Source organism: Janthinobacterium sp. GW823-FHT06H09, from assembly GCF_058794735.1.
In genome coordinates this window covers 17,987-39,039 of record NZ_JBXAHC010000026.1, presented here as the reverse complement: position 1 = coordinate 39,039, position 21,053 = coordinate 17,987, and the positions used below count along the sequence as shown (strand labels likewise).

Genomic DNA, 21,053 nt, shown 5'->3' with positions numbered 1-21,053 from the left:
ACTGCGTCGAAACCCTTGTTCCATCGGACACTCCTTCTCTGTAACGAAAAAGTGTCAACTTATTCCAGGACGGGTCATACGCAATAAAAAAGGGCAGCCCATGCAGGCTGCCCTTTTTTATTGCGCGCGGCTAAAACAATTACTTCAATACCACCGGTGCGCCCGCCTGCTCGCTGGCCATGCCGGACAAGGCCGCAAACAGTTCCGAGCCGTCGCGCGTGTTGATCCACTCGTCGCCCACGCGCTTGTAGTGGAAACCGCCGGAACGGGCGGCCACCCACATTTCGCGCATGGGAGCCTGGCTGTTGACGATGATTTTCGTGCCGTTGTCGATGAATTCGATTTCCAGCACATTGCCGCTGCGGCTGCATTCGACGTCGAGCACATCTTCATCGTTCAGCCGGTCCAGCGCCGCCTCGATCTGGGTCAGGGTGGCTTCGGCCAGGGCCAGGAATTCCGATTCGCTCATGCTACACTCCAAAGATCTTAATCAAACCGTGATTCTAATCGTGAAGTCATCCTCAGCGTTTTATATCGGCATCGCCATTGTGGTTTCTAGCGTCCTGGCCGGCTGCGGCCAGCCCGGTCCCCTGTATCTGCCCAAGCCGCCAGCGGCCAAGGGCGCACCGGCCAAAGGCCCCGTCGAACCGGCCCCCGTGCCGCCGCCGCCCGTGATCGTGCCGGCGACCTAAACGGAGCGCACCGGGGCGGCGGCATGCGCCGCCCTGGCGTTCTTGGCGCGCTTGCTCCAGGCGAAAACCACGCGGATTAATAGCAGTAGCGCGACGATGCTGCCGAACAGGATCGGTTGCGCGAAATTGTGCTTGCCCGCCTTCATCCACCAGAAGTGCAGGATGCCGAGCGGCGCGATCACATAGATCAACCGGTGCAGCCACTGCCAGCGCTTGCCGCCCAGGCGCTTGACCATGCCGTTCGTGCTCGTCACGGCCAGCGGAATCAGTAACACAAAGGCAATAAAACCCACCGTGATGAACGGCCGCTTGAGCACATCCTTCCACATTTCCTGCAGATCGAAAAAGTGATCGAACCATAAAAACGTGGTGAAGTGCAGCGCCGCGTAGAAAAACGCAAACAGGCCCAGCATGCGCCGCAGCTTGATCAGCCAATTCCATTGGGTGAAGCGCCGCAAGGGCGTCACCGCCAGGCTGATGCACAGGAAATACAGGGTCCAGTCGCCCGTGCCGCGCGTGATGAATTCCAGCGGCTCCACCAGTTGCCCCGTGTATGTCAGCCAGACCATGCGCACGAACGGCAGCAGCGCCAGCAAAAAGATCAGGCTTTTCAGCAGCGACAACTGCCTGGTCGAGGGATTGAGGGCCATGGTCTTTCCTTAAAAGAACTTTTTCAGATCCATGCCCGCGTACAAGGAAGCAACATCGTTGTAGCCGTTGAACATCAGGGTCTTGCGCTTGCGCGCAAGAAAACCGTCTTCGCCGATGCGCCGTTCGGACGCCTGCGACCAGCGCGGATGATCGACGTTCGGGTTCACGTTCGAATAAAAACCGTATTCGGACGGCGCCGACAGGTTCCAGGACGTGCGCGGCTGTTCCTTGACGAAACGGATCTTGACGATGGATTTGGCCGATTTAAAGCCATATTTCCACGGCAAGACCATGCGCACGGGCGCGCCGTTCTGGTTCGGCAAGGTTTCGCCGTACATGCCCAGGGTCAGCAGCGCCAGCGGATGGTTCGCTTCGTCGATGCGCAAGCCTTCCGTATAGGGCCACTGCAGCACGCGGCTGCCCACGCCCGGCATCTGCTTCTTGTCGGCCAGGGTGATGAATTCCACGTACTTGGCATTGCCCGTCGGCTCGACCTTCTTGATGATTTCCGAGAAGGAATAACCGACCCACGGAATCACCATCGACCAGCCTTCCACGCAGCGCAGCCGGTAGACGCGCTCTTCCAGCGGCGCCAGCTTGAGCAGCGCATCGAGGTCCAGGGTCATCGGCTTTTTCACTTCGCCTTCGATGCTGACCGTCCACGGCCGCGTGCGCAGGGTGCCCGCGTTTTGCGCAGGGTCGCTCTTGTCCGTGCCGAATTCGTAGAAATTGTTGTAGCTGGTGGCGTCTTTATAGGCCGTCTGCTTGTCCAGCGCCGAATAGGCGGGATTGAGCTTGGCTGCCAGCTTGGGATTCGTGCCTTGCGCGAACGCTTCGCGGCTGGCCATTTCCAGCAAGGCCGCGCTGGACATCGAGCCCAGCGCCACTTGCTTGATGAAGCTGCGGCGCGATTCGAACACGGCGCGCGGCGTGATTTCGGAAGAGTACGGCAACTCAATGCCGTTGGGACTGCGCTTGATCAACATGGCGGCTCCGGAAAAAGGTGATTGGATATACCTTACACCAGTTTTTCCGGGCCGTTCATGACGCTTCTGTCATGCAGAAATGAATTACAGCTTGCCGTAAGAGTGCAAACCTGAAAGGAACATATTCACGCCCAGGAAGGCAAACGTGGTCACCAGCAAGCCCACCAGCGCCCACCACGAGGCGACGCGGCCGCGCAAGCCCGTCATCAATCGCATGTGCAGCCAGGCTGCATAGTTGAGCCAGACGATCAGCGCCCACGTTTCCTTCGGGTCCCACGACCAGTAGCCGCCCCACGCTTCAGCCGCCCACAGGGCGCCCAGGATGGTCGCTACCGTGAAGAAAGCGAAACCGACGGAAATGGCCTTGTACATGACGTCGTCGAGCACTTCCAGCGACGGCAGCCGGTCGACCAGATAGCCGCTCGATTTGAGCAGGTAGGCCGCCGCCACCATGGCCGACAGGGCAAACGTGCCGTAGCCGATGAAGTTGGCCGGTACGTGGATCTTCATCCACCAGCTTTGCAGGGCCGGCACCAGCGGCTGGATTTCCGCCGCGTCGCGCGTGACCGTGTACCACATCAGGAACACGACGGCCGCCGAAATGACCAGCATGACGAAGGCGCCCAGTTGGCGCGTCGCATAATGCTGCTCGTAATACAGGTAGAACATGGCCGTGATCAGGGAAAACAGGATGAACACTTCATACAGGTTCGACACGGGAATGTGGCCCACGTCGGCGCCGATCAGGTAAGACTCGTACCAGCGCACCAGCATGCCCGTCAGACCCAGCACCACGCCGGCCCAGCACAGCAGGGAGCCGACGGACGAACCGAATTCCGAACGCGCCACCAGGCCGATCCAGTAGAACAGGGTCGACAGCACGAACAGGGTGCCCATCCACAAGATGGCCGATTGGCTCGACAAGATGTATTTCAGGAAGAATTTCTGGTTCGCCATCTCCAGGTGGCCGCTATACAGTTCGATGGCGAACAACGACAGCACGGCCGCCAGCGGGATCAGCCAGCGCACGGGCTTCCAGTACCAGCCCAGCCACGCGAACGTGGGCGCCGCGGCCAGCAGGATGGCCTTTTCATAGATATCCATGAAGGCGCCAAAGCGCATCAGGCCGAACAGTGAGGCCGCCAGCAAGCCGGCGCCGTACAGCCAATCGATCAGGCTCAGGCGCTTGAAAAATCCTGCTTCCTGCGTATATATTTGCTTGTTTGCCAATTCCATCATTTTCTCCATTCCCGGCGACGCGCAAGCGTCCCGAAACTCAGCCAATCCAACTCAGCGCAGCTTACGCCGATTGCGGCAGCTTTGCCTTCAAGTTCTCAAATTCTTTTTCAAAATCCAGCGTCTTGCGCTGCGTGCTCATGGCCATCAGGGCCTCGCTGCCGCCCTCGCCATCCTTGATCCACACCCACAGGCGGCGCTCGCGGATATAAAACATGGAAAATACGCCGATCACGAGGAACAGGCAACCGAGGTAGACCACGCTCTTGCCCGGCGAACGCGTCACCTGCAGCACGGACGCCTTGATTTCCGTAAAGTCGTCAAGCTGCAGGTACACGGGCGCGCCATAGAAGAAGCTGTCGGACAGCGCATTCGTGGCCAGCTGCAGGAAGCGGCCATGCTTGTCATCGGCCTCGACGGCTTTCAAGCCATCCTGGGCGCGCGCGGCCTGCCACAAGTCCCACAGGCTGCCGTTGAGGATTTTCATGAAGATATCGGCCGCTTTTTCTTGCTCGGCGGCAGGGATTTTCTCCAGGAAACGAGAAATGGCGAGGAAACCGCCCTCTTGACCGTTGCCGGCAAAAATGCCCAGGCTTTTCGCCGCCGATTCCTGCAACTGGCCGCGCAAGGCTTCCGCGTTCGCCTGCGGCATGGCGCGCGCCGCATAGCGCGCGGCGGCCTGCTGGCGCAGCGCGGGATCTTGCAGCGCGGCACGCAAGCGCATCCACTCGTTCACGCTGACATTGTCATCGGCGGGAATGCGCAGATAGCTGAACGGGTCGCTGGGGTTGACGCGCATGCCGGCCAGGAACACCGTCGTGCCATCGACCGTGACGGGCTGCATATAGTTCTGGTACTCGCGCGCCTGTCCCGTCTTGTCGCGCAATTTGTATTGCACCGACGGCCCCACGTTCTTGAGATCCTTGTTGTTGGCGTTTTTCGCGGCCGACCCGAGGCGCTTATCGAGGCCGACGGCGAATTTATCATTGAAACTTTCCGCCTTGTTGACGGCGCGCACGTCCTGGCCCGCGCTGAGGTTTTCCACGTTAAACGGACGGAAACCCGACCATTCCACCGTGTAGGAATTGCCGTCACTGCGCTCGAGCGGCGTGCTGCCGCCCACTTCGCCGCCGATATCGAAGCGTTTCGTCGTCTTGCCCGTCATGGGAAAACCCGTCAACTTGAGCTTGCTGCCGCCATCCTCAAAGCTGGACTGGTACAGGGCCAGGCCCTTGTACAGCAGCGGCTGGTTGACCTTGATGGTTGCAGGAAAACTTTCTCCCGTTGCATGGTCGGTGATGACGACATCGCTGGCGAACAGCTTGGGCATGCCCGTGCTGTAGAAATCGATGTGGAATTTCTTCAGCAGGATGGTGATGGGCAGATCCTGGATCAGCACGCCATCGGCCTGCGGAATGATGGCCGTGTTGCTCGACGAGCCTTCCGGGATCATGGTGTTGCCGCGGAAAGTAGGGTTCGACAGGCTCAAGCGGTGCTGGGCGGGAATGTCGGCGATCACGCCGCTGCCGGAAAACGGCGTCTTGCCAAAGAACCATTGCTGTACGCGTATCGGCATTTCCGAATCGAGCAAGCCGCCCACGCAGATGATGACGATGGCGCCATGGGCAAAGATATAGCCCCATTTATTCGCCGCGCCCCGCTTGGCCGCCACCAGGGTGGCGTTGTCCTTCTCAACCACCTTGGCCCCGTAGCCGGCGTCTTTCAGGCGCATGACCATCTGCTGCGCCAGCACGGCGCGCGGCAGCGGCGCCTGCCATTCCAGCTTGTGGTGGAAATTGCGCAGCGATTGCTCGCGCACGGTTTCGCGCCAGCTGCGCATGTCCTTGAGCATCTTCGGCGCATTGCGCACGATGCACAGCGAGGTCGAGGCGACCAGAAAACCCATGATGACGAGGAACCACCAGGCCGAATACACGGAATACAGGCTCAGCTTGTCGAAGACGGCGAACCAGAACGGACCAAACTGGTTCACATAATTGGGCATGGGCTCGTTTTGCTTGAGCACGGTGCCGATGATGGAGGCGATGGCGATCAGGGTCAGCAAACTGATGGCAAAGCGCATCGACGAGACCAGCTCGACGAATTCAGCCAGGCTGCGGCGTTGGGTCTTTAACTCGATTCCGGTCGTGCCAGTGCTCATACGTGGATACTCATACGGGATATGCAATCTTCAAGGAAATGTAGGCATGGAGCAGAGTGTTTCTCCGCGCAAGGCGGCAGCATACTCCTGTTTGGCCCCTGCCATGAAAAAGGGCAGCCTGTGGAAACGGCCGCCCTTGTTCACGCGCGCTGCTGCGCCTGGCAATCTCTTGCCACTATGAAAACTTACTTCAGGCCGGCGATATAGTCGGCCACGGCGGCGATTTCGTCATCCGACATGCGGGCGGCGATGGTGTGCATTTGCGCGCTGTTCTTGCGGGCATCGGCCTTGGTGCTGCGGAACATCGTCAGCTGGGCCACCGTGTAATCCTGGTGCTGGCCGGCGATGCGCGGATACTGGACGGGAATGCCATTGCCCGTCGCGCCATGACAGCTGGCGCAGGCGGCAACTTGCTTGGAAGCAATGCCACCACGGTAGATTTTCTTGCCCAAATCAATCGTATCCTTGTTTTTCGCGGCACCCGGCTTGGACAGCTGCGCGCCCAGGTAGGCGGCGATATTCTTCTTGTCGGCGTCGCTGAGCATCTTCGCGTACGTCGTCATGACGGGCTGGTTGCGTTCCGGCGTGGTGAAGTCGACCAGTTGCTTGTAGATATAGCTTTCGTGCTGGCCGGCCAGCTTCGGATTGACCGTGATGGTCGAATTGCCGGCCGCACCATGACAGGACACGCAGGCGGGCAGGCCGCGCGCCGCATCGCCATCGGCGTACAGGGTAGCGCCCTTGGCAGCGTCGGCCTTGACGGCCGGTTTTGGTGCTTCGACCGCGGAGGCAGTTGCCGATACAGCCAGCAAAGCGAGCAGCATGGATTTGAACAACGGTGAAAACGCACGATTCATTCAGGCACCCTGAGACAGTGAGAAATTAGTGGTGGACATTGCCGCGCCCTGTGGATTTTTGCTTTATTTTCAGGGCCGCAAGCCGCATCGCTGCTACGCCGGCAACAATAAACAACCCCTTATTGTACAATAGCTTCTTGGCGTTATCGCTCCCTTATCGCTCCCTTTTGTTGCTTTACTACTCCCATGTCAAAACTCTGGCAAGCCCGCTTCTTTACGACCGTCAACCAATTGCGTGACCTGCCCGATACCACGGTGCCGGAAATCGCCTTTGCCGGCCGCTCCAATGCCGGTAAATCGACCGCCATCAACATCTTGTGTAATCAGAAAGGTTTGGCGTTCGCCTCCAAGACACCTGGCCGTACCCAGCACATCAACTACTTCTCCATCGGCGGCGCCCACGTGGCGCAGCACCGCAAGGATGCCACCATCGTCGAAGAGATCGAATGCCTGCTGGTCGACTTGCCGGGCTACGGCTACGCGGAAGTATCGGGCTCGGCGAAATTGCACTGGCAGCGCCTGCTGGGCGACTACGTGCAGCGCCGCGAACAATTGGCCGGTTTGATCCTGATCATGGATTCGCGCCGCCCGTTCACCGACCTGGACATCCAGATGCTGGAATGGTTCGCCCCGACGGGTAAACCGATTCACTGCATCCTGACGAAAGTCGATAAGCTGAACCGCAATGAATCCGTGAATGCCTTGCGCCAGGCGAAAGCCAAGCTCGACAGCTATGTGGACGAAGACGGCGTCGGCTTCCCGTTCACCGTGCAACTGTTCTCGGCCCTGAAAAGAGTCGGCATCGACGAAGCCAACGACAAGATCATGGAACTGGCCGGCATCAGCGAAGACGGCGCGGCCCAGATGGTCGACCTGATCGACATGGAAGACGACGTCGAGCCGGAATCCGACAAGCCGGCTTGATCGACATCAACGCTGCGTAAAAAAAGGCTGCCCGTTCACACGGTGCAGCCTTTTTTCTTGCGCGGGCGCCGCGCGCCTAGCGCCGTCCCGGTCCTGGCCGCTTCTCGGAAAAGAATTCCTGGCGCAGGAAGGCAGTCAACTCGGCCGTGTCTTCCATGCGGGCGCTGAGGTTGACGTTACGCCCCAGGCGCCGCGATTCCCAGACGAAATCGCCGGGCTTTTCGGCACGGATCAGCTGGATCATCTTCTTGATGATGGCCGTTTCGATATCGGGCTCATTGCCCAATTCCACTTTTTCCTGCTTCAGCCAGTTGCGCTTGAAGTTGCCGTTCCAGCCCTTGAACTTGACTTCGGCACTGAACGAGGTCTGGTTGACGATGGAAAACACGCCGCCCGAATCCTCACGGTCGCTGCCGGAATTGCGTCCCTGCGCGCCGGCGATATTCGCCTTGGCAACACGCATGGCACGGTCGTTTTCGCTTTCTTCGGCCGGCGGCGCGGGGTTCTGCGCCTCGCGCTGCTTGCGGCGCTGCTCGATCATCGAACTCATGTCTTCAGCGGGCGGCGGCGGCAACGGCACTTTCGACACCAGCGGCGGCGTGTAGGTTTCCAGTTTCGGTTTATCGCGCGGCACGTCTTTTGTGACCACGCGCTTGCTCGGGGCCGGCGGCGGTTTCACCTTGGCCACTTTCGTGTCCTTCGGCTTGGGTGTGGGCTTGGGCTGCGGCTTCGGTTGCGGCTTGTCCTTCAGCGGCGCGATGTAGACCATCGCGCTTTCCTTCTTCGGCGGCGGAATCTTTTCGATGGTGTCGCTGCGCAACAGAACATAGGCCGCCAGCAGCACGTGCAGCAAGACCGACACGCCGAGCGCAACCTTGCGCGCGGTGCTGGTCTTGGACCCGTAGGCCGGAGGTGGCTGGATCACTTGCCCGCAGGTGGGGCAAACATCGGAATCGGCAGCCAACAAATGGGTCGTGTCATGCAAAATGAATCGTGCTTTCTGTGTAGCGAAGAAATAACATTACAGGGCAGCCATAGTGCCAGAGTCCCTTGCTTTTGGGAACACTTCCTCGGCCTTTCCAACCCGAAGCGTACAGGATAGCGACATTCCTTGCAGCGCTGACCAGAGTACCCGAGCCATCCCTTGACGGTTGTTACCGTATGTATCACTGCCCATACAAAACCGGCGCCCCATTCACGCAGAAATGGGGCGCCGGTCACGGGTCATCAGTCACGCATGCGCTCAAGCCTTGTTGTCGAGCGCCACCAGTTGCTCGTCCGTCATCGGCCCCGTGCCGCTGTACTTGTCCAGAAATAAATAGATGACGGGGGTGATGAACAGGGTAATCACTTGTGAAAACAACAAGCCACCGACCACGGCCAGCCCCAGCGGCTGGCGCAGCTCGGCGCCGGCGCCCAGGCCCAGAGCGATCGGCAAGGCGCCCATCAGGGCCGCCGCCGTCGTCATCATGATGGGACGAAAACGCAGGATGCAGGCCTGGCGGATGGCCTCTGCCGGCGCCAGCCCCTCGTTGCGCTGCGCATGCAGGGCGAAGTCGATCATCATGATGGCGTTTTTCTTGACGATACCGATCAGCATCAAAATGCCGATGATGGCGATCATGGTCAGGTCCATGCCAAACAGGCGCAAGGTCAACAGCGCGCCCACGGCCGCCGACGGCAAGCCGGCCAGGATGGTGAGCGGGTGGATATAGCTTTCATACAGCACGCCGAGCAGCACATAGATCACGCCCAGCGCGGCAATGATGAGGATGATCTGACTCGACTGCGAGCTCTGGAACACGGCCGCGTCGCCGCCGTAGCGCGTGATGATGGAGGCCGGCAAGCTCATGTCCTTGGCCATTGCGTCGATCCTGCCCGTGGCGATCCCCAGCGGCACGTCCGGCGCCAGATTGAAGGCGATGGTGACGGCCTGCAACTGCCCCTGGTGGTTGACGGAGGTGGGGCCGATCGTGCGTTCCACGTAGGCAATGCTCGACAATTTCACCAGTTCGCCCGACTTGCTGCGCACGGACACGCGCGTGAGCGCATCGTCATACTGGCGGTCCGCCGTGGCCGCTTCCAGGATCACGTAATAGCTGGCCGCCGACGAATAGATGGTCGACACTTGCCGCTCGCCAAAGGCGCTGTACAGTGCCGTGCGGATATCGGACATTTGCACGCCCAGCAGGTTGGCCTTGTCGCGGTCGATCCGGAGCGATGCCTGCAAGCCCTTGATCTGCGAATCGCTGGTGACGTCGCGGAAGGCGGGATCGGTGCGCATGCCTGCAATGAACTTTTCCGCCCAGTCATTCAGGGCGTCGGGACTGACGCTTTGCAAGGTGTACTGGTAGCGGCTCTTGCTCTGGCGCCCGCCCAGCTGCAAGTTTTGCACGGGCCGGAAATACACGGCCATGCCGGGCACGGTGCCCGCCGCGCGGCGCAGGTTTTCCAGCACCACGGGCATTTTCGGGCGCTCGCTGCGCGGTTTCAAGACCATGAACATGCGGCCCGTGTTGCCGCCGCCGACGAACGACGTCACATCCTGCACGCTTGGGTCCGCCTTGAGCACGGCCGCCACGCGAGCTTGCAAGTCCTGCAATGCCGCGGACGAAATATCTTCCGACGCTTCCGTATTCACCTGGATCTGGCCCAAGTCTTCTTCGGGGAAGAAACCTTTGGGAATGGTCGCGTACAGCAGCACCGTCAGCGCAAAGGTGCACACGGCAACGAACAGCACCACATTGCGGTGCGCCAGGGCCTTGTCGAGCAGATGCACATAGCCGTTGCGCAATTTCGTAAAGCCGGCTTCGAAATGGCGGCCGATAAAGGTTTTCTCGCCATGACTGGGGTCGCTGCCATTGTGCTCGCGCGAGTCGGCCGGCAGGAAGCGGCTGGCCAGCATCGGCACCAGGGTCAGCGACACGACGGCGGACACCAGCACGGCCAGCGAGACGACGACGGCGAACTCGTGGAACAGCAAGCCGATCACGCCCGGCATGAAGAAAATGGGGATGAACACGGCCACCAGCGAGACGGAAATCGAGATGATGGTAAAGCCCATCTCTTTCGCCCCTTCCAGGGCCGCGCGTATCGGTTTCTTGCCCATCTCGATATGGCGCACGATGTTTTCCAGCACCACGATGGCATCGTCGACGACGAGACCCACGGCCAAGGTAATGCCCAGCAGGGACACGTTGTCGAGGCTGTAGCCGAGCCAGTACAGCAGGGCCAGCGCACCGAGCAGCGAGATCGGCATGGTGACGGCCGGAATGAAGGTCGCGGCCGCGCGGTGCAGGAACAAAAAGATCACCAGCACCACCAGCACCACCGTCAGCGCCAGGGTCAGATTCACGTCGTGGATGGCTTCGCGGATCGACAGCGAACGGTCGTTGACCAGGCTGATTTGTATCGACTGCGGCAATTGCTCCTTGAAGCCCGGCAGCAGACGGCGCACGCCATCGACCACTTGCACGGTATTGGCGTCCGGCTGGCGCTGCACCATCAGGCTGATCGAGCGCTCGCCGTTGAAACTGCCGACGGACTTGATCGATTGAAAGCTGTCTTCCACCTCGGCCACGTCTTTCAGGCGCACGGGCTGGCCGTTGCGGCTGGCGATGATCAGTTCGGCAAAATCAGCCGCTTTCATCATTTGCGGATTACCCTGGATAGTCAGGGTCTGGCTCGGACCGTCAAGGATGCCCAGCGGGGAATTCGTGTTCGAGGTGCGCAAGGCAACAGCCAGCTCGTCCATCGTCAGGTTGCGCGCATTCATCAGGTCGGCACGGGCGCGCACGCGCACGGCGAAGCGTTTCTGGCCATTGACGATGACCTGGGCGACGCCAGGCAGGGTCGACAGGCTGGGCGCGATCAGGTTTTCCGCGTAATCGTTAAGGTCCGACAAGTTCAGCGATGGCGACGTCATCTGGATGAACAGCACCGGCGCATCGGCCGGATTGACCTTGCGGTAAGACGGCAAGTCCGTCATTTCCGTCGGCAACTGGCGCTGTGCGCGCAGCAGGGCCGCCTGCACGTCGACGGCCGCCTCGTTGACATTGATGCTGGCGTCAAACTCCAGGGTCAGCGAGGTATTGCCCAGCGTGCTCGTGGACGTGATCAGGCTCAGGCCGGAAATGGTGGAAAACTGTTTTTCCAGCGGCAAGGCCACCGACGAGGCCATGGTTTCCGGGCTGGCGCCGGCCAGGTCGGCGCTGACGTTGATGACGGGCGTGTTGTAGCTCGGCAAGGCCGCCACGGGAATTTGCAGATAGGCCAGCACGCCGGCCAGGATGATGGAGAGGGACAGCAACACCACCATGACGGGGCGGCGGATGCTCAATTCGGACAGGTTCATGCTGGCTTGCCCTGCGCTGCAGCGGCGCCGTCGGCAGCCTTGTGTTTTTCCGCCAGGCGCACCTTGCTACCCGGGCGCAAGTTCTGCTTGCCGTCGACGATGACTTTTTCATCGCCCGCCAGGCCGGTGACGACGGCGCTCGGTCCGAATGCATACACGCGGGTAATCTTGCGCATCTTGGCCGTGTTGTCCGCCTCCATCGAGTACACGAAGGTGCCGGCGGTACTCGTGATGATGGCGTTTTGCGGGATCACCAGCGCATCCTTGAGCGTGCGCACGGTCAGCTGCGTATTCACGTACTGGCCAGGCCACAGGTCGGTGCCGCCATTGTTGAAGCGCGCCTTGACCTTGATGACGCCCGTAGCGGGGTCGACGGCATTGTCGATAAAGTTCAGTTTGCCATCGAGCTGCTTGCCGCCCGCGTCCGACAACAGGGCCGTGACGGGTACCTCACCCGCCTTTTGCGCCGCCAGCAAGCCCGACAGGCTGCTTTCCGGCAAGGTGAAGACCACGTCGATCGGGTCGAGCTGGGTGATGCTGGTGAGCGACGTGGTCGGCTGCACGAGGCTGCCCGCGTAGACATTGATGGCGCCCACCCGGCCCGCCTGCGGCGCGCGCAGGACGGTGTAGCTGGAGTCGACCTGGGCGGCGCGCAAGGCGGCCTGGTCGGCGGCCAGCAAGGCGCGTGCCGCGTCGAGCTGGCTTTGCAGCGTGTCCACGGCGCCCTGGGCGATGAAATTCTTGCTCAACAAATCCTGGTTGCGCTTGAGCTGGCGTTCGAGATCGGCTACCGAGGCGCGGTCGCGCAAGACCTGCGCCTGCGCCTTGTCGACGTTCGCATGCTCGCTGCGCGCGTCCAGCGTAAACATCAGCTCGCCCTGCTTGACGAACTGGCCTTCGCGGATGTGCACCTTGGTAATCGTGCTGGTCGTCTGCGGATGCAAGTCGACGCTGCTGATCGGCGTCACGCTGCCATTGGCTTGCAGCAGCATCGGCACATCCTGGCGCACCGGCGCGACCACGCTCACCGTCGTCGGCGCCTGTCCGCCCTTGCCCCCTTTGCCATCCTGTCCAGCGGCCGTTTTGCCCGGCTGATGATTGAAATACCAGATGCCGCCACCGATACACAGGGCCGCACCCACGAGGATTGCCAGACTAGTCTTTTTCATTGTTCTGTCATGCTGTCGCAGCGCGGGGCTGCAGGTTGAATGTAGGTGCCAGGGAGCCTAAAGCACAATATTGTCGCACGGAAATGCTCACTTTCCTGCGTAATACTCTGGCACGATGAGGGTGACTTCCAGTCCACCGTCGACGTGATTGGCCAGCAAAACCGTGGCGCCGTGCTGCTCGGCGATATTGCGCGCGATGGTCAGGCCCAGGCCCGTACCGCCCGATTCGCGCGAACGCGAGGTCTCGATGCGGTAAAACGGTTCGAACACCTTGGCCAGCTGATCTGGCGCAATCCCCGGCCCGCCATCGCGGATGCGGATGCGCGCCGCGCCGGCGATGCGCTCGACGGTCACCTGCGCGTACTGGCCATATTTGACGGCATTGTCGATCAGGTTCACCAGGCAGCGCCGCATGGCGATCGGGCGCGCCATCAAGGCCATGCCGGCCTGCCCGGCCAGGGTCACATTCTGGCCCGCATCGGCCGCGTCGGAGCAGACGCTATCCAACAGCGAATCGAGATCGAGCGCCTGCATCGCTTCCGTGCTATCCATCGAACGGGCCAGGTCCAGCCCCTCCTTGACCATGCTCTGCATGGCCGACAGGTCGCCCACCAGGCGGTCATACAATTCCGTATCGGCCACTTTTTCCAGGCGCAGGCGCAAGCGCGTCAGCGGCGTCTGCAAGTCGTGCGTGATGGCAGCGAGCATCTGTGTACGCTGGGAAATATGCTGACGGATACGCGCCTGCATGGCATTGAAAGCGGCGCTGGCCTGGCGGATCTCGCTGGCGCCCGACAGGGTCAGCGGCGGATGGTTGATGTCGTTACCGAGGTCTTTTGCCGCCTGCGCCAGTTGCTTGAGCGGGCGCATGGTCATGCGCGTGACCAGGTAGGCGAGGATGGCGATGCTGATCAGGAAAGGCAGCAGGGTCATCCAGTCGTTATGTTCATTGAACGGCGGCTGCTGGCGCGGCGGCAAGACCATCAGGCGCAACACGTGGCCATCCTGCATGCGCACGTCGAGGTTTTCGCAGGTACCGCCCCATGGCTTGGCGGAAAACATGCCCGGCGACTGGCGCGGCTTGACACAGGCTTCCGGGCGTTCGGCCAGCGCGCTGACCTTGAAGCCTTCGCCCAATTTGGCTTGCAGGGCGGAGGAAAATTCCGTCGGCTTGCCCGGCACATGCTCGACGTCGGGACGCAATTCCAGGCGTACGCTGCCCTTGTTGGCCACCTTCAGGTACGCGGCGCGCGAGGCCAGCGGCACCACGTCGGCCGCCATCACCAGCTGCTCGGCCCGCTCGACGGCGTGGTAGTCGCGGTATTGCTCGATGGCGCGCTGGCGTTCGCCCACGGCCAGCCACTGCGTCAGCGCGGCCGAAGCGACGATGCCGATCAGCAAAAACATGAAGACACGGCCCGTCATCGATCCCAGAAAGGCCTTCACGCGTGCGGCTCCACATTGACCTGGCCGGCCAGCACGTAGCCGCCGTTGCGCACGGTCTTGATGATTTGCGGCAAGCGGGCATCTTCACCGAGCTTTTGCCGCAGGCGGCTGATCTGGATATCGATCGAGCGGTCGAACGGGTCGGCGTCGCGGCCCTGCGTCAGGTTCAGCAACTGGTCGCGGTTGAGCACGCGGTTCGGGTGCTCGAGGAAGACGCGCAGCAAGCGAAATTCCGCGCCCGACAGCATGATCACCAGGCCGCTGGGATTGAGCAGGTGGCGCGCCGTCAAGTCGAGGGTCCAGCCGGAAAAGCGGATTTGCTGCGCCTTGTCCGACGGGACGTTCGACGGCATGGCATGGCTGCGGCGCAAGACACTGCGTATGCGCGCCAGCAATTCGCGCGGCTCGAACGGTTTCGGCAAATAATCGTCGGCGCCCATCTCCAGGCCCAGGATACGGTCCAGCGGCTCATTGCGCGCCGTCAACATGATCACCGGCACCGTCGATTGGGCGCGCAGCTTGCGGCACAGGGTCAGGCCGTCGTCTCCGGGCAGGTTCAAGTCGAGCACGATCAAATCGGGCCGCGTTTCATCGAGGATTTTCCACATGGCCGTACCATCCGCCGCGCCCAGGGTGCGGTAGGCGTTCGTTTCCAGGTAGTCCGCCAGCAAGCTGCGGATATCGCGGTCGTCGTCGACGATGAGAATTGTAGAAGTGGGTTCCATGGTACGAATTATCCCCACTTCCCCCGCCCTTGCACAACGCATTTGTATCGTCTTGTATATAGAAGACCCGAAGAAACATATAGATACAAACTGTCTGGCAGCGGACACTTCGGGGAAACATGGGGCGTCCAACATGGATTCATGTGCAGCAACATGTACATCCCTCACTTTTACAAAGGAATCCAGATGAACGCCTCAATGACAACCTTGCGCAAGAATTTGATCATCGCCATGAGCGTACTCGGCATGGGTGCGGCATCGCTGACCGTCCACGCCCAGGAAGCGGCCGCCAGCGCGCCTGCGGCCAGCACCAAGATGCAACATGAAGGCCAGCGCGGCCAGCACCGCGACGGCAACCCGGCCGAACGCATGGCCAAGTACCAGGCCCGCCTGCATGACAAGCTGAAGCTGACGGCCGCGCAGGAACCGGCCTGGGCCACCTTCACGGCCGCCAATGCGCCGAAAAAGCCGATGGGCGACTGGAAAGCCAGGCACGAAGCGATGGCCAAGCTGTCGGCGCCGGAGCGCATGGAACAATGGATCGCCATGTCGAAGGAACGCATCGCAGACCAGGAAAGCCGCCTGGCCTCGTTGAAAACCTTTTATGCCGTGCTGACGCCGGAGCAAAAGAAAGTGTTTGATGACAGCGTGCCTGGCGGCAAGCATGGTGGCCATCGCGGTGGTCATCATGGCATGCAGCAGCATCCGAAAGCAGGGTAAATCGTAGGTCGGATTAGCGGCAACGCCGCGTCATCCGACAACATGGTTGATGTATGCGGTGGCGTCGGGTTACGCCCTGACGGGCTAACCCGACCTACCACCTACCCGACCTGCCCCTCCTACTGCTCGAGCTTGCGCAACGAAGTCAGGAAGGTGGCAGCGTTCTGGAAGCCGATCACGCGCGACTGGGCGATTTCCTGCCCCTGCGGGTTGAACATGATGATGCCCGGCGGGCCGAACAGCTGAAAACGTTTCAGCATGGCCTTGTCGTCCGCGTCATTGGCCGTCACGTCCACCTGCAGCAGCACGGCTTGCCCCATCTTCGCGCGCACGGCGGGGTCGACGAACGTCAGCTTTTCCATCTCGATGCACGACACGCACCAGTCCGCATAAAAGTCCAGCAAGGCCGGCTTGCCACCCAGCTGCGCCAGTGCCGCATCGAGCTGCGCCACGGTCTTTACCCGCGTAAACGGTTGTGCGTGCACCTGGCCACCGCCGAGGTGTGCCAGCGGCGCCAGCGGATCGCGGCCACCGCTGGCCACGCCGACCAGCTGCATCGCGCCCAGCACGGCAAACACGAGGCCGAAGGCCTTGGCCACCCAGGCGTGTCGCGCGCCGCTCTTGCCCACCAACAGATACATGCCGTAGCCGACCAACAAGACCGTCCAGCCCAGCATTTGCACGGCACCCGGCAGCACGGGCGAGACCAGCCACCAGGCCACGCCCAGCTGCAGCACGCCAAAGAAGCGTTTGACGGCATCCATCCACGCGCCGGCGCGCGGCAGCAAGGTGCCGGCCGACACACCCACCAGCAGCAGCGGCACGCTCATGCCCACGGCCATGGCAAACAGGGCGCTGCCGCCGATGACGACGTCGCGCGTCTGGCTGATGTACAGCAAGGCGCCGGCCAGCGGCGCGGCCACGCAGGGTCCCACGATCAGCGCGGAAATGGCGCCCATGACGAACACGCCCGCCAGGCGGCCCGACGATTGCTGGTTCGATACGCTCGTCAGCTTGCCTTGCAGGAAAGCCGGCACTTGCAGCTCATAAAAACCGAACATCGACAAGGCCAGGCCCGCCATCAGCAAGGCAAAGAAGCCCAGCACCCACGGGTTTTGCAGTTGCGCCGCCAGGCCTTCACCCGCCAGGCCAGCCGCCACGCCCAGCGCCGTGTAGACGATGGCCATGCCCAGCGCGTAGGTCAGCGACAGCAGCAAGCCGCGTGAGCGGCTGACCTTGGCGCCATCGCCGATGATGATCGACGACAAAATCGGCACCATCGGCAGCACGCACGGCGTAAACGCCAGCCCCAGGCCCAGCAGCATGAACAGGGGCACGATGACGAGCAGCTTGCCGCCCTTCAGGGCCGCCTCGATCTTGCCCATCTCGCTTTGCGCGGGCGCGGCGCTTGCCTCCACGGGCGCCGCCGCTACCGGCTCTGGCGTGCTGATAATATCGGCCTGGGGAATGCTCAGCACGGACACACCGGGCGACGCCTGCGCCTGCGGACCGTTGACGGCCGCCGTGTCGACTGCGGGCGCGGCGGGCAAGGCGAATTTCGACGGCAGGCCGGCGCCGGGCGCCACGCTCTGGCCGCCGCCCCCGCCCACCAGCTGGGCTGTCGCATCCTGCGGCGCATAGCACAGGCCCTTGTCGGAGCAGCCCTGGCCCGTCGCCTTCAGGGTGAACGCCCCGGCCGCCGCAACGGGAATGGTGATGGTCAGGGTCTTGCGGAAGGTTTCCACGTTCTTCTGGAAGGTGTCGTCAAACTTGACCTTGCCAGCCGGATACGCGGGCGTGCCCAGCTTGGCGCCCACGGCCTCGAACTTGAAGCGCTCGTGGTACATATAGTAGCCGTCGGCGATCACGTAGGTGACGGCGATGGTGGACGGATCCTGCATGCGGGCGGAAAACTTGAAAGCCAGTTCCGGATCGAGGAACTCATCGTCGGCGCGGGCATGACTGGCGCCGAAGACGGCCATGGCCAGCAGCAAACAGGCGGCAAGCCAGATCAGCAGTTGATGTAATGGAGCGGCGCGCGCGGAGGCGCTGGAGGGGAAACGGGACATGAACTACCTTTTCGACCATTCGACAGAGGACGCGCGGAGCAGGCAGCGCTTGTGCCGGGCCGGCGCGAAAGAAGAATAGTACACCGCTGAAAGGATAGCTGCAGCAGAAAACAAAAAAGCCAGGCTAGGCCTGGCTTTCTCAGATGCAATTACTGGGATTACTCGCCAGCAACTTCAACTGCTTCGGTCGTATCTGGACGATCCATCAGTTCAACGAACGCCATAGGAGCATTATCGCCGACGCGGAAACCCATTTTCAGGATACGCACATAACCACCGTTACGGTTGGCGAAACGTGGGCCCAGTTCAGCGAACAGTTTGACGACCATTTCACGGTCGCGCAGGCGGTTGAAGGCCAGACGCTTGTTTGCCAGGGAGTCGGTTTTGCCCAGGGTCAGAATTGGCTCGACAACGCGGCGCAGTTCTTTTGCTTTTGGCAGGGTGGTTTTGATCGCTTCGTGACGCAGCAGCGATACTGTCATGTTGCGCAGCATTGCCAGACGGTGGGACGAGGTACGATTCAGTTTACGGAGGCCGTGACCGTGACGCATGATAAATCCTTTCGGTGAGTGTTTAAATTCCAGCTCTTCGATCAATGAGGCAGAAGCTTCATCGCGGGCCGGTTTGGTACTACAAAATAAAAGCCTGGGACACCTGTCCCAGGCAGTTTGCTACAACTACGAATTACTTTTCCAGGCCGGCAGGCGGCCAGTTTTCCAGCTTCATGCCCAAGGTCAAGCCGCGCGATGCCAGCACTTCCTTGATTTCGTTCAGGGACTTGCGGCCCAGATTTGGCGTTTTCAGCAGTTCGTTTTCCGAACGTTGGATCAGGTCGCCGATGTAGTAGATGTTTTCCGCTTTCAGGCAGTTTGCCGAACGCACGGTCAACTCCAGGTCGTCGACTGGACGCAACAGGATAGGATCGACCAGCGGAGCGCGCGATGGCGCTTCGGCGGCAGCTTCCGTGCCTTCCAGGGCAGCGAACACATTCAACTGGTCCACCAGGACGCGGGCCGACTGGCGGATCGCTTCTTCCGGCGAGATCACGCCGTTGGTTTCGATGTTGATGATCAGCTTGTCCAGGTCGGTACGCTGTTCAACGCGGGCCGATTCAACGAAGTACGATACGCGGCGCACTGGCGAGAACGATGCATCGAGAATGATGCGGCCGATGGTCTTGTTCGTGTCTTCCGACAGGCGACGCACGTTACCAGGAACGTAGCCGCGGCCTTTTTCAACCTTGATCTGCATGTCCAGCTTGCCACCAGCGGTCAGGTGGGCGATCACGTGGTCAGGGTTGATCAGTTCGACGTCATGCGGCAGGTCGATGTCGGAGGCCAGGATCGCGCCTTCGCCTTCTTTTTTCAGGGTCAGGGTTACCGAATCGCGGTTGTGGACTTTGAAAACCACACCCTTCAAGTTCAGCAACAGATCGACGACGTCTTCTTGCACGCCATCGAGGGAGGAATATTCGTGGACGACGCCAGCGATCGTCACTTCGGTCGGCGCGTAGCCTACCATCGACGACAGCAGAACGCGGCGCAACGCGTTACCCAATGTGTGGCCATAGCCGCGCTCGAACGGTTCCATCACGACCTTGGCGTGACCTGCACCGAGAGCTTCAACATCGATAATACGTGGCTTCAACAAACTGTTTTGCATGAAATGTCCTTTTCAATACCCTCGGCTCATTACACCGATAAGGCTGATGGCATTAGTGAAACGCCCACTTTACAAAAGCAAAGTGGGCGGAGATCTTGCTACTGACTACTATTAACGCGAGTACAGCTCGACGATCAGCGATTCGTTGACGTCGTTAGCGATTTCGTTACGCTCTGGCAGGGACTTGAAGGTACCTTCCATTTTCTTGGCATCAACCGAAACCCAGCTAGGCATACCAACTTGTTCAGCCAGCGACAGTGCTTCAACGATACGCACTTGCTTTTTCGATTTTTCACGAACAGCAACGATGTCGCCAACTTTGACTGCGTACGAAGCGATGTTCACAACGATACCGTTCACGGTGAACGCTTTGTGGCTGACCAATTGACGCGCTTCAGCGCGGGTCGAGCCAAAGCCCATGCGGTAGCAAACGTTGTCCAGACGCGTTTCCAGCAACTTCAACAGCGTTTCGCCGGTGTTGCCTTTACGACGGTCTGCTTCAGCGAAGTAGCGGCGGAATTGACGTTCCAGCACGCCGTACATGCGCTTGACTTTTTGCTTTTCGCGCAGTTGGTTACCGTAGTCCGAGGTGCGGGCGCCGGATTTGACACCGTGCTGGCCTGGCTTGACGTCCAGTTTGCACTTGCTGTCCAGCGAGCGGCGGGCGCTCTTCAGGAACAGGTCTGTACCTTCACGGCGGGAAAGTTTTGCTTTAGGTCCGATATAACGTGCCACGATACTTCCTTTTTTTAAATGATAACGCCCCAGCCACATGCATGATCAAACACACTGATGCGGTTAGGCGCTAGTCTGATTTGGTTTCAATCAGACGGTGGCTGAAAACGAAAAACCCGTCAAACAGAATTTGACAGGCAAGAACAGCCGGGCAGTATAACCGTTTCCGGTTCCCTGCTCCAGCGTTTTCACACAACTGTACTGAGTTACAACAGACAGCAAAGCAGCTGGCGCCGAAGCGCCCTCTGCAACACTATCTTAGATACGACGACGTTTCGGTGGACGGCAACCGTTGTGCGGTACCGGCGTCACGTCCTGGATCTCGGTGATCTTGATGCCCAGGTTGTTCAGCGCGCGAACGGCGGATTCACGACCAGGACCTGGGCCCTTGATACGTACTTCCAGGTTCTTGACGCCACACTCAACAGCCACTTTACCAGCGGCTTCCGCCGCGACCTGCGCTGCGAACGGGGTCGATTTACGCGAACCCTTGAAGCCTGCACCGCCGGAGGTAGCCCACGACAAGGCATTGCCTTGACGATCGGTGATGGTAATGATGGTGTTATTGAACGATGCGTGGACATGTGCGATGCCTTCAGCGACGTTCTTTTTAACTTTTTTACGCACGCGTGCTGATGCGGCGTTATTTTGCGACTTAGCCATAAT

General features: G+C 60.6%; 19 protein-coding genes. 3 read left to right on the top strand and 16 right to left on the bottom strand.

The features are described 5' to 3' along the window. Nucleotides 1–139: 139 nt before the first annotated feature. Nucleotides 140–469, bottom strand: coding sequence for an iron donor protein CyaY (cyaY, locus tag AC1Q6X_RS27080; RefSeq protein ID WP_070221691.1), 330 nt, complete (start codon nucleotides 467–469; stop codon nucleotides 140–142). Nucleotides 470–509: 40 nt separating this feature from the next. On the opposite strand from cyaY, the gene lptM reads away from it, so the two are divergent. Continuing rightward, a complete protein-coding gene (gene lptM, locus AC1Q6X_RS27075) occupies nucleotides 510–692 on the top strand; it encodes an LPS translocon maturation chaperone LptM (RefSeq protein ID WP_070221692.1) in 183 nt (60 codons plus the stop codon). Here the strand turns inward: lptM and msrQ are convergent. The 5 genes from msrQ to AC1Q6X_RS27050 all read right to left on the bottom strand — a co-directional run bounded on the left by msrQ (nucleotide 689) and on the right by AC1Q6X_RS27050 (nucleotide 6,583). Continuing rightward, entirely contained in the window at nucleotides 689–1,342 is a 654-nt protein-coding gene (gene msrQ / locus AC1Q6X_RS27070; protein WP_492498933.1) for a protein-methionine-sulfoxide reductase heme-binding subunit MsrQ, read from the bottom strand. The genes lptM and msrQ overlap by 4 nt on opposite strands. A 9-nt stretch (nucleotides 1,343–1,351) precedes the next feature. Continuing rightward, complete coding sequence (gene msrP, locus AC1Q6X_RS27065; RefSeq protein WP_070221694.1) at nucleotides 1,352–2,329, bottom strand: protein-methionine-sulfoxide reductase catalytic subunit MsrP; 978 nt, start codon at nucleotides 2,327–2,329, stop codon at nucleotides 1,352–1,354. An 84-nt stretch (nucleotides 2,330–2,413) separates the two neighbouring features. Then, nucleotides 2,414–3,565, bottom strand: coding sequence for a c-type cytochrome biogenesis protein CcsB (ccsB, locus tag AC1Q6X_RS27060; protein ID WP_070221695.1), 1,152 nt, complete (start codon nucleotides 3,563–3,565; stop codon nucleotides 2,414–2,416). A gap of 64 nt (nucleotides 3,566–3,629) precedes the next feature. Then, nucleotides 3,630–5,726: a cytochrome c biogenesis protein ResB gene (locus AC1Q6X_RS27055; protein WP_492498932.1), complete on the bottom strand. Its 2,097-nt coding sequence runs from the start codon at nucleotides 5,724–5,726 to the stop codon at nucleotides 3,630–3,632. A gap of 185 nt (nucleotides 5,727–5,911) precedes the next feature. Next, entirely contained in the window at nucleotides 5,912–6,583 is a 672-nt protein-coding gene (locus AC1Q6X_RS27050; RefSeq protein WP_070221697.1) for a c-type cytochrome, read from the bottom strand. A gap of 186 nt (nucleotides 6,584–6,769) precedes the next feature. Here AC1Q6X_RS27050 and yihA point away from each other — a divergent pair, with 186 nt between their 5' ends. Further along, the gene (gene yihA / locus AC1Q6X_RS27045; protein WP_070221698.1) at nucleotides 6,770–7,507 is read left to right on the top strand and encodes a ribosome biogenesis GTP-binding protein YihA/YsxC; all 738 of its coding nucleotides are present in this window, start codon (nucleotides 6,770–6,772) and stop codon (nucleotides 7,505–7,507) included. A 76-nt stretch (nucleotides 7,508–7,583) separates the two neighbouring features. Here the strand turns inward: yihA and AC1Q6X_RS27040 are convergent, their stop codons facing one another. From AC1Q6X_RS27040 to AC1Q6X_RS27020, 5 genes are all read right to left on the bottom strand, one after another. Continuing rightward, the gene (locus tag AC1Q6X_RS27040; protein WP_492498931.1) at nucleotides 7,584–8,432 is read right to left on the bottom strand and encodes a hypothetical protein; all 849 of its coding nucleotides are present in this window, start codon (nucleotides 8,430–8,432) and stop codon (nucleotides 7,584–7,586) included. A 318-nt stretch (nucleotides 8,433–8,750) separates the two neighbouring features. Next, the gene (locus AC1Q6X_RS27035; protein WP_492498930.1) at nucleotides 8,751–11,861 is read right to left on the bottom strand and encodes an efflux RND transporter permease subunit; all 3,111 of its coding nucleotides are present in this window, start codon (nucleotides 11,859–11,861) and stop codon (nucleotides 8,751–8,753) included. After that, entirely contained in the window at nucleotides 11,858–13,030 is a 1,173-nt protein-coding gene (locus AC1Q6X_RS27030) for an efflux RND transporter periplasmic adaptor subunit (RefSeq protein ID WP_492498929.1), read from the bottom strand. The genes AC1Q6X_RS27035 and AC1Q6X_RS27030 overlap by 4 nt, the downstream gene beginning before the upstream one ends. An 87-nt stretch (nucleotides 13,031–13,117) precedes the next feature. Continuing rightward, nucleotides 13,118–14,476, bottom strand: coding sequence for an ATP-binding protein (locus AC1Q6X_RS27025; protein WP_070292329.1), 1,359 nt, complete (start codon nucleotides 14,474–14,476; stop codon nucleotides 13,118–13,120). Then, complete coding sequence (locus AC1Q6X_RS27020) at nucleotides 14,473–15,201, bottom strand: response regulator (protein WP_034753223.1); 729 nt, start codon at nucleotides 15,199–15,201, stop codon at nucleotides 14,473–14,475. The genes AC1Q6X_RS27025 and AC1Q6X_RS27020 overlap by 4 nt, the downstream gene beginning before the upstream one ends. 186 nt (nucleotides 15,202–15,387) lie before the next feature. Here AC1Q6X_RS27020 and AC1Q6X_RS27015 point away from each other — a divergent pair, with 186 nt between their 5' ends. Next, complete coding sequence (locus AC1Q6X_RS27015; protein WP_230506605.1) at nucleotides 15,388–15,921, top strand: Spy/CpxP family protein refolding chaperone; 534 nt, start codon at nucleotides 15,388–15,390, stop codon at nucleotides 15,919–15,921. Between the two features lie 119 nt (nucleotides 15,922–16,040). On the opposite strand, the gene dsbD is transcribed toward AC1Q6X_RS27015, so the two are convergent. The 5 genes from dsbD to rpsK form a co-directional block, all read right to left on the bottom strand. After that, nucleotides 16,041–17,990, bottom strand: coding sequence for a protein-disulfide reductase DsbD (gene dsbD, locus AC1Q6X_RS27010; protein ID WP_492498928.1), 1,950 nt, complete (start codon nucleotides 17,988–17,990; stop codon nucleotides 16,041–16,043). Between the two features lie 158 nt (nucleotides 17,991–18,148). Further along, on the bottom strand, nucleotides 18,149–18,541 hold the full coding sequence (gene rplQ / locus AC1Q6X_RS27005; RefSeq protein WP_034753219.1) for a 50S ribosomal protein L17: 393 nt from the start codon (nucleotides 18,539–18,541) through the stop codon (nucleotides 18,149–18,151). A 133-nt stretch (nucleotides 18,542–18,674) separates the two neighbouring features. After that, nucleotides 18,675–19,652 carry a DNA-directed RNA polymerase subunit alpha gene (locus AC1Q6X_RS27000; protein ID WP_008444343.1) on the bottom strand — a complete coding sequence of 326 codons (978 nt, stop codon included), beginning with the start codon at nucleotides 19,650–19,652 and terminating at the stop codon, nucleotides 18,675–18,677. Nucleotides 19,653–19,763: 111 nt separating this feature from the next. Further along, nucleotides 19,764–20,387, bottom strand: coding sequence for a 30S ribosomal protein S4 (rpsD, locus tag AC1Q6X_RS26995; RefSeq protein WP_010394478.1), 624 nt, complete (start codon nucleotides 20,385–20,387; stop codon nucleotides 19,764–19,766). Nucleotides 20,388–20,645: 258 nt separating this feature from the next. Continuing rightward, on the bottom strand, nucleotides 20,646–21,050 hold the full coding sequence (gene rpsK, locus AC1Q6X_RS26990; RefSeq protein ID WP_010394475.1) for a 30S ribosomal protein S11: 405 nt from the start codon (nucleotides 21,048–21,050) through the stop codon (nucleotides 20,646–20,648). Nucleotides 21,051–21,053 lie beyond the last annotated feature (3 nt).